We start from the raw sequence: 14,342 nt of genomic DNA on the forward strand, positions 1-14,342 counted from the left end.
CGCGGACACGGCAACGGATCCGGCGCGCGTCGGCGGAGTGCACAAGTAAGAGCGGTACTTCCAACAAGTACCGGAGAAGAACAGGGAGATTTGGTGTCCCAAGACTGCGAAGTCCTGGTCGTCGGCGGTGGCCCGGTAGGGGTGAAGATGCTGGCCGAGTTGGGCCATGCCGGCGTGCGGACCGTGGGTATCGAGATGTGGCCCGAGATGTGGAAGCAGGCTCGGGCGGTGCACTTCGACGCCGAGGCGATGCGCTCGTTCCAGTCGATCGGCCTCGCCGCGCAGGTTTCCGAACTGACAAGTCCGATGCGGCATTACCGGATGGAGAACGAGGCCGGGGACACCCTCCTGTCCTTCGCGACCGGGCAGTGGGAGCCGCAGGCGTGGCACGGTCAGAACCTCTTCCATCAGCCGGAGATCGACGCTCTGCTGCGTGCCGAGGTCGAACGGCTCCCCAGTGTGGAGCTCCGACTCGGAACGACGCTCCTGGAGATCGACCAGGACGATGACGGTGTCCACTGCCACGTCGAAACGGTCGACGGGACGCGTCAGACGATCACAGCGCGCTGGGTTGTCGCCTGCGACGGCGCCAACTCCACGGTCCGGGAGGCACTCGGAATCCCCGTCGAGAACCTCGGCGTGGACGATCCGTGGCTCGTCGCCGACGGGCAGCTGCACGGAGCGCTGGACATGGAGGGCGACATGGTGCTGCTGGGCCGGCACACGCGGCCGGCCCTGTTCATCCGGCTCCCCGGCGACCGTGCCCGCATCGAGCTCAAAGTGCTGCCGGGAGACGATCCGGACGAGATCATCACGCCCGCGGGAATCGCCCGGCTGAGCAAGGGCCTTCTCACGCCCGAGAACTTCACCCCCGACCGTCGCTCGATCTACACCTTCCGCGCTCGTATCGCGGAGAGGTGGCGCGTGGGCAACGTGTTCCTCGCGGGTGACGCCGCCCACCAGGCGCCGCCGCTGTTCGGCCAGGGTCTGTGTGCGGGAATGCGGGACGTGTCGAACCTCGTGTGGAAGCTCCGGCTGGTCGCCGACGGCAGGGCGCCTGAATCCCTGCTCGACACCTATGAGTCCGAGCGCCGCCCACACGCCTGGTACTGGGTCAACGAGGCAGCCATGATGGCCAATCTCGTCCAGACCACCGACCCCGAGGTCGCCGCCCGACGAGATGCCTTCGTTCTCGCCGAACCCGAGAAGGGCTTCCCGGCCGACCCGGCTCTCGGCCCCGGCCTGCACGCCGGGTCCGTCGACCGAGAGGCCGGTCGCCTGTCGATCCAGCCGATGCTGGCGGACGGGACCCGTCTCGATGATCTCGTCGGGCGCCGGTTCCTGTTGGCTGCGTCGCCTCAACTCCTGGCGGAACTGCCCGAGTTCGTGCGTACCGCGCTGGAGAACGACCCCGAGATCGCAGTGGTCAGCTCTCCAGAACACGTCGGCGTGCTGCTCGACAGCGTGGTGTCGTCGGCTGTCCTGGTTCGTCCCGACCGATACGTACTCGGGACTGCGCAGACAACGCGGAGCCTCGAAGATCTGCTGCGCCTGCTGCCGTTCGGGTCCGGGCTCCCGGATTCACCCCTTACCGCTACTACTGGAGTTCGTCATGTCTGAGAGTCCGATCAGTTCGGTGAGTCCGATCACGCATTTGCGGCATGTGGATATCGCGGTGCAGGACTATGAGAAGCAGGTGGCTTTCTATGAGGAGAAGTGGGGGTTGGTCAAGGCGGGGTCGGATGGTGATGTCACGTATTTCGCGGCGGAGGGGTCGCCGGAGCAGTATGTGATCCGGGTGCGTCGGGCGCAGGACAAGCGGCTGGACCTGGTGTCCTACGGTGCCGCGGACCGGGAGACGGTGGATGCGCTCGCGGTGCGGCTGGCCCGCGGGGGTGTGCGGTTGGTGGGGGAGCCGGATGTGTTGCAGACGCCGGGGGGTGGTTATGGTTTCCGGTTCTTCGATGTGGAGGGCCGCACGATCGAGGTGTCGACGGAGGTGGCGGCGCGCAGGCATCGGCGGATCGAGGAGCGTGAGGACATTCCGGTGCGGCTGTCGCATGTGGTGTTGAACTCGCCGGAGCCGGAGAAGCTGCAGGCGTTTTATGAGAAGTTTCTGGATTTCCGGCTGACGGATACGAATGTGCATCCGGAGCTGGGCGGGATCATGTGGTTCATGCGGTGCAATCCGCAGCATCACTCGATGGCGATCGCGCGGTGTCCGCATGTGTCGTTGCATCATGCGTCGTTCGAGATGCGTGGGCTGGATGAGTACATGCGGGGCAGTGGCCGGCTGATGCGGGACGGTGTGCACAAGGTGTGGGGTCCGGGCCGGCACCGGGCGGGGGACAACACGTTCACGTACTTCCATGACCCGAACGGGAACACGATGGAGTACACGACGGAGCTGGAGACGCTGGACGAGGACTCCTGGCATCCGCACCTGTATTCCACGGACGATCCGGAGACGTCGGATCAGTGGGGTACCTCGAACCCGATGAACGATTTCGTGTCCCGGGAGATGTTCAACGATCCCGACCGCGGCCTGTTCACCCCACCGCCCGTATGAGACCAGGGTGGGCCGCTGCCCTCGCGTCGGCAGCCCGCCCCCCCACGACGTCGCCGGCCGCCTTCGGTCGGCGACGACCTTGGACGGGACCGTGCCGCACACCCTGCGAGCCGCGCCGATGCGCAGAGTCCCGTCGCCCGCCATCATCAAGAAGTCGAGGACACCATGAGCACCACACCCTTCTCCTTGGGCACCTTCGCCGAAGCAACCGGCAGTCCGTTCCCCGGCATTGTCGTGGACGGAAAGGTGTACGACACCCGGACCGTTCTGCCCGAAGCCGCCACCACCCGGGACCTGCTCGCCGACTGGGAGGCGGCGCTCGAAGCGCTTCAGTCTCTCGCTGACGCGCCCGAGGCCGGCCTGGGGCGGCCGGTCGGCGACCTGCGGGTGCTGGCACCGGTCCAGCCGCCCGGGCAGATCATCGCCGCCGGCGCCAACTACCGCGAGCACGTCATCCAGATCACCGTGGCACACCGCCTGGGCAAGGCCGACGCCACCCCGGAGGAACTGCGCGAGCAGGCCGCCCGCGAGGTCGACGAGCGCCGGGCGAACGGTGATCCCTATGTGTGGGTCGGCGCCCCCTCGGCCATCAACGGCCCCTACGACGACGTCGTTCTGCCCTCCCTCGGCGAGAACCACGACTGGGAACTCGAACTGGGCGTGATCATCGGTCGCGAGGCGCGAGAGGTGAGCCCCGCCGAGGCACTCGACCACGTCGCGGGCTACACCATCTGTAATGACATGACGACGCGCAGTCTTGTGCCCCGCCCGGAGATCCCCATGATGGGCACGGACTGGATGCGCTCCAAGAACCAGCCCGGCTTCTACCCCACGGGGCCGTACGTGGTGCCCGCGCGCTTCGTGTCCGACCCGCAGGACCTGGACATCACGCTGAAGCTCAACGGCAAGGTCATGCAGAAGGGCAACACGGGCGACATGATCTTCGACATCGCCTCGCTCATCTCGTACGCCTCCCACCGCCTGGTCCTGCAGCCGGGCGACATGCTCATCACCGGCTCGCCGGAGGGCAACGGCTCCCACTACGGGCGGTTCCTGCGTGCGGGCGACGTGATGGAGAGCGAGATCACCGGCCTCGGTACGCAGCGCACCGTGTGCAGCTAGGCATCGCCTATGACGTCCCTGCGGGGCCACCCCTCGGTGGCCCCGCAGGGACGGCTCGATCAACAACTGCAAAGGAGAATCATGTCTGTTGGTGCCAAGACCGACTCCCTCCAGTCACCCGCAGGCCGGTCGACGGGCGGCATCGTCGGGCTCCTGGCCACGGCCACCGGACTGTGCGTGGCCAACCTCTACTACGGGCAACCGCTTCTCGACGCCATCGGGCGAGGGCTGCACACCTCCTCGTCCACCGCGGCTCTCCTCATCACGCTGACACAGGCGGGTTACGCGGCAGGGCTGCTCCTGCTGTTGCCCCTCGGTGATCTCGTCAACCGGGCGAGATTCGTGCCGCTGATGGCACTGACGACCGCGGTCGCCCTGGCCGCGATGGCGCTCGCCCCTTCCGCCCCGTTGTTCCTGACCGCTGCCACCGTCGCCGGCGTCGGCGCGTCGACCGCGCAGGTCCTCGTCCCGTTCGCCACCGAACTCGCGCCGCCGCACCACCGCGGGCGAGTGGTCGGAACGATCGCGATGGGATTGCTGCTCGGTTCCGTCCTGGCCCGCACCGTGGCCGGCTACCTCGCCGATTTCGCCGGCTGGCGCACCGTCTACGGCGCGGCCGCCGTGGCGATGGCCCTTCTCGCACTGGTCCTGCGGCTACGGATGCCGGTCGTGACGTCATCCTCCGAACGGATCGGCTATGGAGCACTGCTGGCTTCCACGTTCCGCATCATTGGACGGGAGCCGGTGCTCCGCGTACGCATGATGCTCGGTGGTCTCAGTTTCGCCGGGTTCTCGGTGCTGTGGACCGCACTGACGATGCTGCTGAGCGGAGCGCCGTACCACTACTCGGTCGGCACCATCGGCCTGTTCGGACTGCTCGGCGCCGTGGGCAGTCTCGTGGCCCGGCCCGTAGGCACGCTCACCGACCAGGGCCGCGGAGGCTTGTTGACCACGCTCAGCTGCCTGCTGCTCGCCGTGTCCTGGGTAGTCCTGTTCTTCGGGGACCACCACATCGTGCCGATCATCATCGGAGCAGCGGTCTTCACTTTGGCCGTGCAAGGACTTCAGGTCGCCAATCAGAGCCGCATCTACCAGTTGAACACCGGTGCGCTGAGCCGCGTCAACTCGGCCTACATGACGGCGTACTTCATCGGTGGCGCCATCGGCTCCGCACTCACCAGCGCGGTGTACGCGGCGGGAGAATGGTCCGGGGTGTGCGTGCTGGGTCTGGCACTTGGCGTACTGACGGTGCTGGTCTGGGCATTCGGCAGTCGCGCCGAACGGCGCCGCCCCGCACCACCGACCACATCAGGTGCCACCGCGCGCCGGAGCAACTCGAGGCGCCACCGCGCGGGTGACGGCGGTGGGCGGTAGCCCGATCAGCGTGGTAGCGGCCAGCAGGAAGAAGCCCGCGCACACCAGCAACCCGGTGCCGAGGCTTCCGGCGGATGCCAATGAACCGAGCAGGAACGGCGCGCAGGCTGATACGCCGCGTCCCACGTTGAAGCAGAGACCCGCTCCGGTGGCTCGCACCTCGGTGGGGAAGAGGCCGGCGAGGTAGCCGCCGAAGAGGCCGAAGAAGGAGGTGCAGATCCCGAAAGCCGCTACTGATCCGAGCAAGAAGGCGCCTGGGGACTGCGTCACGGTCACAGCGAGGAGAACTCCGCTTCCGAGGAGCGCGGTCGCCACGACGCGCCGGTGCCCGTGACGGTCCGCCAGGTACCCGGAGACATTGCACCCCGCGAAGTTCCCCAGATTCAGAACGATCATGAATGTGGCGATCTCGGAGACACTGAGCCCATGGTCTGCCCCCAGGAAGGTGGGCAGCCAGGTCGAGGTCCCCCACCATCCGATCAGAGCGAAGGTGGCCAGCAGCGTTCCGAACAGGGTGACCCGTAGGAGAGCGCGATCGAACACCTGGCGCGGGCCGCCCTTTTCGGCCGCACGCACGGGAAGCCGACGATGTGCGATCCACTCCTTGGACTCGTCGAAGGCGAATCCGACGACGAGCAGGGGCAGCACGGCGCCGAGGCCGCTGACGAAGAACAACATGCGCCAGTCGGGCAGGAGCGCAGGGGCCAGCACGGCGGCGAGCAGGCCACCGACCGGCGACGAACTCAAGGCGAAGCACGTGGCGCGGCCACGCAGCCGCTGCGGCCAGGTCTCCACCACGTAGGCCGACACAGCGCTCCAGACGCCACCGAGGCCGAGGCCCGACAGGAACCTCAGCAGCAGAATCGTCCAGAATCCCGGAGCTGCGGCGATGGCCGTGGTGAACATGCCGAAGACGGCCAGTGACATCATCAGTGCCCGCTTGCGGCCGTACCTGTCAGCGATCCGTCCCAAGGTGATGCTGCTGACGCCTATGCCGATCAGCGTGGCCGTGGCCAGCAGTCCGCCCTCGGCGAGCGACAGCCCGAGGTCCTCCCGGATGTGAGGTAGCGCGAGGGCGAGGATCGCCAACTCCAGCGCGTCGAACATGTAGGCCAGGAATGAACCGCCGAGCACAGTCCAGCGCTCGGATGTTGATGACATGTCAGTCCCCTCGTGGTGCAACGTCGTAGGTGCCGGGCAGGTCGTCCTGCCGCTGTGTGCAGGTGTCGGCCGCCCGGCGTCGGCTCGGCGACCGGGCAGGCGGGCATGGCAGGGCAGCGATCACGTGCGGGCAGGACCAGGTACGGACGGCGGCGGGCGCGGGCGACGGTGGTTGCACCGTCGCCCGCGCAGTCGTGCGTCGATGGGTCACACCGGGAGGCCGCCGGGAGAAGTGCGTTGTGTCGGCAAGATAAGCACCGTCGAAACGGTACGTCTAGTATCGGTGCAGCCCCGATTGGGCGGACTCATCGAATACTGAAGTCTCCGTCTGCCGGGTGCGTCGGTCCGTCCGCGAGCGTGCGGCGGCAGTAATCGGCGAAAGCCTGAGCCCGGCGCGTGAGTTTCGCGCGGGTCGGCCTGGCGAGGAGTACGGGCATCTCCGGCACCTCCTCCTGGATCGCGCATTCGGCCAGTGGGATTCCCTCGTAGCTGATGCCGGAAGGCGGCCGTTGAATCAGAAGCGAGTAGCCGAGCCCCCGCGCGACCAGGGACCGCACGGTCTCGAAGCTGCTGGTCGTGTGCCGGACCGTGGGCCGCACGCCGAGCGATGCGAGCAACTGAGTGAAGTAGTGACGGCTCGGCGGATAGTCGAGAAGGACCATGGGCTCGTCCGCGAGGTCGTGCAGGCTCACTGCCCCCTGCCCGGCCAGCGGGTGCGTGTGGGGGAGCAGTACGTGAGGGCGGGTTCGGTAGAGCGTCTCGTGGTGCACGCCCGGTTGCAGGTCGAGTTCGTAGAGCAGTGCCATCTCGCACGTTCCGTCCAACAACCGCTCCTGCAGCTCCACTTGTGAGCCCTCGACGAAGTTCAGCTCGACCGTCGGGTGTTCCGCGGCGAAGCCCTGCAACAAGCCCGGCATCAGGAACGGGGCCAAGGTCGTGTAGCAGCCGACGGTGAGGTCACCCGAGAGCTGTCCGCCCAAGTGGCGTGCGCTGGAAACCAGTTCGTCCGCGTGGGCGAGCAGCGGGCGTGCATCGGCGAGCACCGCCAGGCCGGCCTGAGTGATGGTCAGCCCCTTGGCCTGTTGCCGGAGGAACAACTGGACGCCGAGCGTGCGCTCCAGCTCACTGATGGCCAGCGCGACGGTCGACTGCGAGATGTGCTCGCGTGCCGCGGCACCCGAGATGGTGCGCATCTCCGCTGCCGCCACGAAGTACCGAAGCTGTCGCAGGGAGAGCGTCATCGTCCATACCTCAGGATTCCTGTGGTTGTTTCCGATCATTTAATGGATTCCAGGGTATTCCCTGCTCGCGGCCCTGTGCAGGACAGTCACAGCATCCCGATGTGGCACACATCCCATGTGAGGAGCCGCTATGCCCATCGCAACGAATCTCACCAACAGGGACCTGTACGCCGATCCGTACCCCGTGTACCGCGAGCTCAGGAAGAACGAGCCATGGGCCTGGTCGGACGGACTCAACATGTGGCTCGTCAGCCGTTACGAGGACGTCGTCTTCGTGGACGAGCACCCCGAGATCTTCAGCGCACACCAGCACAACTCCCTTGCGGAGCGCACCATGGGACGAGTCATGATCCGGACCGACGGGGACGCCCACCGCCGGCTGCGCTCCGCCGTGGACGGCCCGCTGAAGCGCCGCACCGTACGCCAGCACTGGTCGGCGGGGCTCACCGCGCACGCACGAAAACTCGCCGAAGCACTGCGGGACAAGCCGGAGTTCGATCTGGTGTCAGACTTCGCGGCACCCTTCGCCGCGCAGGCGCTGGCGAACACCGCGGGGTTGTCGGACGTGACGACCGCGCAGGTGGTCGAGTGGTCCGGTGCCTTCATCGCCGGTCTGGCCAACCATGAGGACGACCCGGCCGTCTGGGAGCGTGCCGGGCGCGCAAGGGACGAGGTGGGGGAACGGGTGCGGGAGACGATCACGCGCGTGACGGCCGCACCGGACCACAGCGTCATCTCCGCCATGGTCCACGCCGACCTCGCCGAACCGCTGTCGGCCGAGGAGATCGCCGACCAGGTGCGCCTGATGATCTCCGGTGGCTTCAACGAGCCGTGGCATGCGCTGGCCACGCTCGTCTGGCAGTTGAGCATGCGGCCCGAACTGCGCGACCGCGTTCTCGCCGAATCCGCGGCCCTCGACGCCGCCATCGAGGAGACCATGCGCTGGCTCAGCCCCATCGGCGCCCTTCCACGGCAGCTCGCCGTCGACCACACCGTCGAAGGTGTGACCCTGCGAGCAGGGGACAAACTGCTCGCACTCGCCGGGTCGGCCAACCGCGACGAGCGGAAGTTCCCCGACCCGGACGCGTTCGACATCGACCGCCCCGATCTTCAGGACCATCTGGCCTTCTCCCTCGGCGCCCACTACTGCCTCGGCACCTATCTGGCGCGCGAGCAGCTGCGCACCGCCGTACCTGTGCTGTTCGAGACGCTCACGGGTCTGCGCGTCAACGGAACGCCGAACCTGACCGGTTGGATGTTCCGTGGCCCGGACTCGGTCCGGATGCAGCACGACACACAGCAGGGAAAGGCAGCGGTTCAGTGATTCAGCTCTGCTCCGTCGAGGAACTCACTCCGGGCACGGTCACCCGCATCGCCAGGCCCGATCTTCCGGCCCCTCTGGCACTCGTCAAGGTCGGCGACCGCGTCTTCTGCATCGACGACACCTGCTCTCACGAAACGGCCTCACTCTCCGACGGCTGGCTCGACGGACACGAGGTCGAGTGTCCCCTCCACGAGTCCCGTTTCGACGTGCGGACCGGCAGGCCCGACTGCCCGCCCGCCCGGCGCTCCATCCGCACCCATGCCGTCCAACTCGTCGACGGCATCGTGTACGTGGAGGAGTCCTCCGTGGCGGCCGAGGAGCCGGCACGATGAGCACGATCGCTGTCGTCGGCGTCGGCCTGGCCGGGGTCAGGGCTGGCGAGGCGCTGCGCGCTCAAGGGCACGACGGGCGCCTCGTGATGATCGGTGAGGAGGCCGTCGAGCCTTACGACCGACCGCCGTTGTCCAAGCAAGTTCTCCTGGGAACGTACGAGGCCTGCGACATCGCGCTGACGGACACGGCGTCGCGTGCCGAGCTCGACGCCGAGTGGCTGCTCGGGACGCGCGCCACAGCCTTCGATCCGGTGACGCGTCACCTCACGCTGTCCGACGGGCAAAGCCTTCACGCGGAAGGTGTCGTCATCGCGACCGGAGCCCGCGCCCGCACGCTCTCCGGCGTGCCGGAGCTGGACTCGGTACACACCCTGCGGACGCTCGACGACGCGCGCAGGCTGCGCGACGACCTGTCCCGCCCGGGCCGGGTCGCCGTGGTGGGAGGCGGATTCATCGGCGCGGAGGTCGCCTCTGCGGCGCGTGCTCTCGGACACGAGGTGACCATCGTCGAGTTCGAGCAGATGCCGCTTCTGCGGCAGCTGGGTTCTGCCGCCGCCGGAGTCCTGCGCCGCCTGCACACGGACCACGGCGTCGCGCTGGTGACCGGCGTCAGCGTCACGGGGCTCGTCGGCCGGGACAGGGTGCAGGCGGTGTCCCTGTCCGACGGCCGCTCGCTGCCCGCGGACGTGGTCGTCGTCGGCATCGGCGCCGTACCCAACACCGAGTGGCTGGCGGGTTCCGGGGTCGCCCTGGACAACGGCGTCCTCACGGACGAGTGGTGCCGAACCACTGTGCCCGGAGTCGTCGCGGCGGGAGATGTGGCCGCGTATCGCTGTCGGGGTGGCCGGCGGTTGCGTATCGAACACTGGACCAACGCGCGCGACATGCCGGCCACCGCGGCCAGGTCGCTGCTGGCCACGCTGCGCGGGGAGGACCCCGTGGAGCAGCCCGCCCACGACCCGCTTCCCTACGTTTGGTCCGACCAGTACGACTCCCATCTGCAGATCGCTGGCCGGCCCGATGCAGACGACGCCCTGGAACTGGTCTCCGGCTCGTTCGACAGCGGCTTCGTGGCCGTGTACCGACGCGACGGCGCTGTCACCGGGGTGCTCGCCGTCGACAGCCCCAAGGAGTTCGGGCGGCTGCGGCGGGAACTCCGCGGCACCTGGGCCACTCGGTGAACCGACCTTCGAAAGGAACACAGACATGACGCATGAGGTCCGAGGTGTGGTGGCGCTCGAGAAGGGCGCTCCCGTATCGGTCGAGACCATCCTGGTGCCCGACCCGGGTCCGGGAGAGGCTCTTGTGCGGGTACAGGCCTGCGGGGTGTGTCATACCGACCTCCACTACCGGCAGGGCTCGATCGGCGAGAACTTCCCCTTCCTGCTCGGTCATGAGGCCGCGGGAGTCGTGGAAGCGGTCGGCGAAGACGTCACCGACGTCGCCCCGGGGGACTTCGTCATCCTCAACTGGCGTGCGGTATGCGGGCGTTGCCGTGCCTGCAGGCGGGGACAGCCCTGGTACTGCTTCGACACGCACAACGCGCGGCAGAAGATGACGCTCGCCGACGGAACGGAACTGGCCCCCGCCCTCGGCATCGGCGCCTTCGCGGAGAAGACGCTCGTGGCCGCGGGGCAGTGCACGAAGGTCGCCCCGGCCCGCCCCGAAGCGGTGGGGCTCCTCGGGTGCGGGCTCATGGCCGGGCTGGGAGCCGCCCTCAACACGGCCGCGATCACGCTTGGTCAGAGCGTCGCTGTGATCGGCTGCGGGGGAGTCGGCGACGCCGCGATCGCCGGAGCACGCCTCGCCGGAGCCGCTCGGATCATCGCCGTGGACATCGACGACCGGAAACTGGCCACGGCCGAGACCTTCGGCGCCACCCACACGGTCAACTCCCGCCGAACCGAGCCCGTGACGGCGATACGCGAGCTGACCGACGGGTTCGGCACGGATGTCGTCATCGAGGCCGTGGGGCGACCGGAGACCTACCTTCAGGCATTCCAGGCCCGGGACCTGGCCGGCGTCGTCGTGCTGGTCGGGGTGCCGACGCCGGAGATGAAGGTGGAACTGCCACTGCTGGACGTCTTCGGTCACGGCGGGGCGCTGAAGTCCTCCTGGTACGGCGACTGCCTCCCCTCGAGGGACTTCCCCATGCTGGTGGATCTGTACCGGCAGGGGCGTCTGGACCTGGACGCCTTCGTCACCGAGACGATCTCTCTGGACGATGTGGAGAAGGCCTTCGAGAAGATGCACACGGGTGAGGTGCTGCGGTCCGTGGTGGCGTTCTGAACGATGGGGTGTTCGCGGCGGCGTCGCTTGCCTCGGCCAGGAGTTGCGTCTCGGTCTTCGGAGCGGGAGTGCGGGACGTTTGCTGCCCTACGAGTGGCGACGGCCGTCGTCAGCGTGAGGGCGCTTGGTTCATCGGCAGATGGCTCCTCGTCTTCTGATGGGAACGGACTGCTGATGGGAATGACGCCGGTGATCAGCCCCCGGACGGTTCGGTCGGTTCGGGCGCGTGGGCGTCCTCCACTGCTGCCGCGTCACCGATCACCGCCATGATGCGGGCGACCTGGTCGGCGTAGTGGTCGATGAACTCCTCGGAGCCCGGATCCTGCTGGGTGAACTCGCGGGTGATCGAACGCAGGGCGACGGGGGCGACCGAGGCGGCGAAGAAGACGAGGAACAGAACGCCGACGTCGATGTCGCCTCGGAGCTCGCCGCGTGCCTGGCGCGCGCGGAGTTCCTCCACGCACTTCAACAGCTCGGCGGCCCGTTCGTCCCCGGCTGGCGACGGGACGTCGGGCTGCTCGCGTGCCAGTCTGTGCACCCACCCCGGGTCGTCGTGCGCCAAGTGCACGTACCGCCGTGCGACCTTGTCGAAAGACAGGTCGCGGTTGACCGGCATGGCCGTCGACGGCCATCGGTCGCTCAGCGCCTCGTGCAACCCGCGCTTACCGCCGAAGTAGTAGGTGATCAGCTGGTGGCTGACTCCGGCGGCCTCGGCGATCCGCACCACCCGGGCCCCTTCGAACCCGTGGGTGCCGAACTCTGCACCGGCAGCGGCCAGAATGGACCGCCGTGTCCCCACCGGGTCGCGCTGCCGGCCGGGATCACTGGGCTGCCTGCGCTGCTGCCGCTTGCCGGACCGTGCCGCCTGCCTGCCCGCTGCCTTCTCCTGCGCTGCCACGCCGTCGACCCTATCCGGCGGCTGTTTCCGTCACCGAGCAACGATCCTGTTGACCAGGAGTCCGCGCCGCTCGGCCAGATCGAGAACGAGACGGTCCCCGCGTGGCCGACACACGCAGGCGAACGTGCACTCATTCGCAGCCCGTTGGTGACGTGAGAGGTTGGTCCCGGTGGCCCAGCTGCTGTGCGGTGACCGGTGGCGGGAAGGTCCCGCCGGTGCCCCTGCTCGGACACCCTCGCCTACAAGGTCAGGCCCGCCCTGTACGGGAACAGCGGGTTCTCCGTGTCGTTGGGGACATCGGGACGGGAGGCCGCCACGGCCTCCATGGAGCGCGGGAGCTCAAAGGGCAGCCGTCCTTCCGGCTTGGCCTTGCCGAAGGCGATATCCAGGAGTGCGGTGTCGCTCGCCCCGTAGTCGGCGACGAGGGCTGCGGCGCGTTCGGCGATCTCCGGGATGACGGCCGCCCGCTCCAGGTTGATGCAGACGACCGTCGGGACCGTGGCAAGGAGGTCGAGGATCGGCTTCAGTTCCTCGGGCGTGAAGGCGAGCGTGCCGGAGTGGAAGAACGACTCGAAGGTGTTGGGACGAGGTTCGTACGGCGTGCGCAGGCGTAGTACCGCGAGATCGGCCTGCTCGGGCGCGTCCACCAACTTGCCGTACTGCGCGGCTGTTTTGGCTGTCACGTTCTCGACGTACAACTTCGGGCGACCGGTGACGGGCAGAGTGCCGCCCGGGTTGGTAAGCAGCGTCAGCGAGCGGCGCTGTGCCTTCGCACCTGCTTCGGTGAAGTCGGTGCGGCCCACCGTCTCGGCAGCCGCGTCGGCATCGACGTACGGGGCGTCGAAGAGTCCGAGGACGAACTTGTCGCGCAGGATGCGCCGCAGGGACTGGTCCAGGCGGTACTCGGGGATCCGCCCAGACTCGACGAGCTCGATGATCAGGTCCGTGCGGGATTCGCCGCCGAACTGGTCGCAGCCCGCGTCCAGGACCCGCGCCGCCTTCTCCAGTTCGGTGAGCGATTCGAGGCCCCAGGCGCGCGCCTCGTGCATCTCACCGAAGATCTCCGCGTCGCTGATCAGGCCCCAGTCGGTGCAGACGATGCCGTCGAAACCGAGGCGGTCACGCAACAGACCTTGCACGACGCCCTTGTTGAAGCCGAAGCCGACTTCCTCCCAGTCGGTGCCGATGGGCTGGCCGTAGTACGGCATCATCTGCGCGCACCCGGCTGCGATGGCCGCCTTGAAGGGTTCGAGGTGCAGGTCGCGCATGCCGCCGGGGTAGATCTGCTCCTTGCCCCAGGGGAAGTGCGGGTCCTCGCCGTCCAGTTGGGGGCCACCGCCGGGGAAGTGCTTGACCATCGCGGACACCGACTGCTTGCCGAGCGTGTCGCCCTGGAGGCCGTGAACGTAGGCGCGGACCAGCTGCGAGGTGAGGGCCGCGTCCGAGCCGAAGGTGCCGTTCTGGCGGGACCAGCGCGGCTCGCTGGCCAGGTCGATCTGCGGGTGCAGGGCCACCCGGAAGCCGACGGCGAGGTACTCCCGGCGCACCGTGTCCGCGAACTCGTACACCAGCTTCGGATCGCGCAGGGCCGCGAGGCCGATGGGCTCGGGCCAAGCGGAGAAGGCGCCCGCGTTGAAGGACGCGCCGACGTTGTCGGTAAAGGCGTGGCGCGGGTCGGTGGAGAGCGTGACCGGGATGCCGAGGCGGGTGTCGGCGGCCATCGACTGGAGGGTGTTGTGCCAGCGCGCCATGGCGCCAGGCTCGTACGTCCCCATGAGGTTGAAGTGGGTCATGAACTGGCCCTTCAGTAGGGCCGTGGTGTCCAGCGGCATGACGCCGACGTTGCCCTTCTCGACCGTGGAGCCGTCCGGCTTCATGGCGAGCATGGTGTGGAAGAACTGGCCGGCCTTCTCAGCGAGCGTCATCCGGCTCAGGAGATCTTCAACCCGCTGCTCCACGGGGAGTTCGGGGTTCTGGTACGGGTGGCCTTCGTTGCGGATCGTGGACTTCTGTGCCGTGGGCTTCATTGCTT

12 protein-coding genes are annotated in these 14,342 nt (G+C 68.0%); 8 read left to right on the top strand and 4 right to left on the bottom strand.

What is annotated here, in order from left to right; genetic code table 11:
• Positions 1-93: 93 nt before the first annotated feature.
• The 4 genes from OG574_RS39135 (at position 94) to OG574_RS39150 (ending at position 5,065) form a co-directional block, all read left to right on the top strand.
• Positions 94-1,620, top strand: coding sequence for a bifunctional 3-(3-hydroxy-phenyl)propionate/3-hydroxycinnamic acid hydroxylase (locus OG574_RS39135; protein WP_266667622.1), 1,527 nt, complete (start codon positions 94-96; stop codon positions 1,618-1,620).
• The gene (locus OG574_RS39140) at positions 1,613-2,569 is read left to right on the top strand and encodes a VOC family protein (protein WP_266667620.1); all 957 of its coding nucleotides are present in this window, start codon (positions 1,613-1,615) and stop codon (positions 2,567-2,569) included. The genes OG574_RS39135 and OG574_RS39140 overlap by 8 nt, the downstream gene beginning before the upstream one ends.
• Before the next feature lie 165 nt (positions 2,570-2,734).
• A complete protein-coding gene (locus OG574_RS39145) occupies positions 2,735-3,691 on the top strand; it encodes a fumarylacetoacetate hydrolase family protein (RefSeq protein WP_266667618.1) in 957 nt (318 codons plus the stop codon).
• An 81-nt stretch (positions 3,692-3,772) separates the two neighbouring features.
• Positions 3,773-5,065 carry an MFS transporter gene (locus tag OG574_RS39150; protein WP_266667616.1) on the top strand — a complete coding sequence of 431 codons (1,293 nt, stop codon included), beginning with the start codon at positions 3,773-3,775 and terminating at the stop codon, positions 5,063-5,065.
• On the opposite strand, the gene OG574_RS39155 is transcribed toward OG574_RS39150, so the two are convergent.
• Both OG574_RS39155 and OG574_RS39160 read right to left on the bottom strand, forming a co-directional pair.
• On the bottom strand, positions 5,000-6,226 hold the full coding sequence (locus tag OG574_RS39155) for an MFS transporter (protein WP_326777024.1): 1,227 nt from the start codon (positions 6,224-6,226) through the stop codon (positions 5,000-5,002). The two genes, OG574_RS39150 and OG574_RS39155, sit on opposite strands and share 66 nt — an antisense overlap.
• Positions 6,227-6,531: 305 nt before the next feature.
• Positions 6,532-7,467, bottom strand: coding sequence for a LysR family transcriptional regulator (locus OG574_RS39160; protein ID WP_266667612.1), 936 nt, complete (start codon positions 7,465-7,467; stop codon positions 6,532-6,534).
• 130 nt (positions 7,468-7,597) lie between these two features.
• Between OG574_RS39160 and OG574_RS39165 the strand changes: the two genes are divergently transcribed.
• From OG574_RS39165 to OG574_RS39180, 4 genes are read left to right on the top strand one after another with little or no spacing between them, the layout of a single operon-like run.
• On the top strand, positions 7,598-8,791 hold the full coding sequence (locus tag OG574_RS39165) for a cytochrome P450 (RefSeq protein WP_266667610.1): 1,194 nt from the start codon (positions 7,598-7,600) through the stop codon (positions 8,789-8,791).
• Positions 8,788-9,123, top strand: a complete 336-nt coding sequence (locus OG574_RS39170) for a bifunctional 3-phenylpropionate/cinnamic acid dioxygenase ferredoxin subunit (RefSeq protein WP_266667609.1) — start codon at positions 8,788-8,790, stop codon at positions 9,121-9,123. Before OG574_RS39165 ends, OG574_RS39170 begins: the two co-directional genes overlap by 4 nt.
• Positions 9,120-10,304 (top strand): NAD(P)/FAD-dependent oxidoreductase, encoded by a 1,185-nt coding sequence (locus OG574_RS39175; protein ID WP_266667608.1) that lies wholly within the window; start codon positions 9,120-9,122, stop codon positions 10,302-10,304. The genes OG574_RS39170 and OG574_RS39175 overlap by 4 nt, the downstream gene beginning before the upstream one ends.
• A gap of 25 nt (positions 10,305-10,329) precedes the next feature.
• Complete coding sequence (locus OG574_RS39180) at positions 10,330-11,412, top strand: S-(hydroxymethyl)mycothiol dehydrogenase (protein WP_266667607.1); 1,083 nt, start codon at positions 10,330-10,332, stop codon at positions 11,410-11,412.
• Positions 11,413-11,605: 193 nt separating this feature from the next.
• Here OG574_RS39180 and OG574_RS39185 read toward each other — a convergent pair whose 3' ends face one another.
• Positions 11,606-12,310 carry a TetR/AcrR family transcriptional regulator gene (locus OG574_RS39185; RefSeq protein WP_266667605.1) on the bottom strand — a complete coding sequence of 235 codons (705 nt, stop codon included), beginning with the start codon at positions 12,308-12,310 and terminating at the stop codon, positions 11,606-11,608.
• 239 nt (positions 12,311-12,549) lie between these two features.
• Complete coding sequence (locus OG574_RS39190; protein WP_326777025.1) at positions 12,550-14,337, bottom strand: glycoside hydrolase family 3 protein; 1,788 nt, start codon at positions 14,335-14,337, stop codon at positions 12,550-12,552.
• Positions 14,338-14,342 lie beyond the last annotated feature (5 nt).

The organism is Streptomyces sp. NBC_01445, assembly GCF_035918235.1.
In the GTDB taxonomy this organism is placed as follows: domain Bacteria; phylum Actinomycetota; class Actinomycetes; order Streptomycetales; family Streptomycetaceae; genus Streptomyces.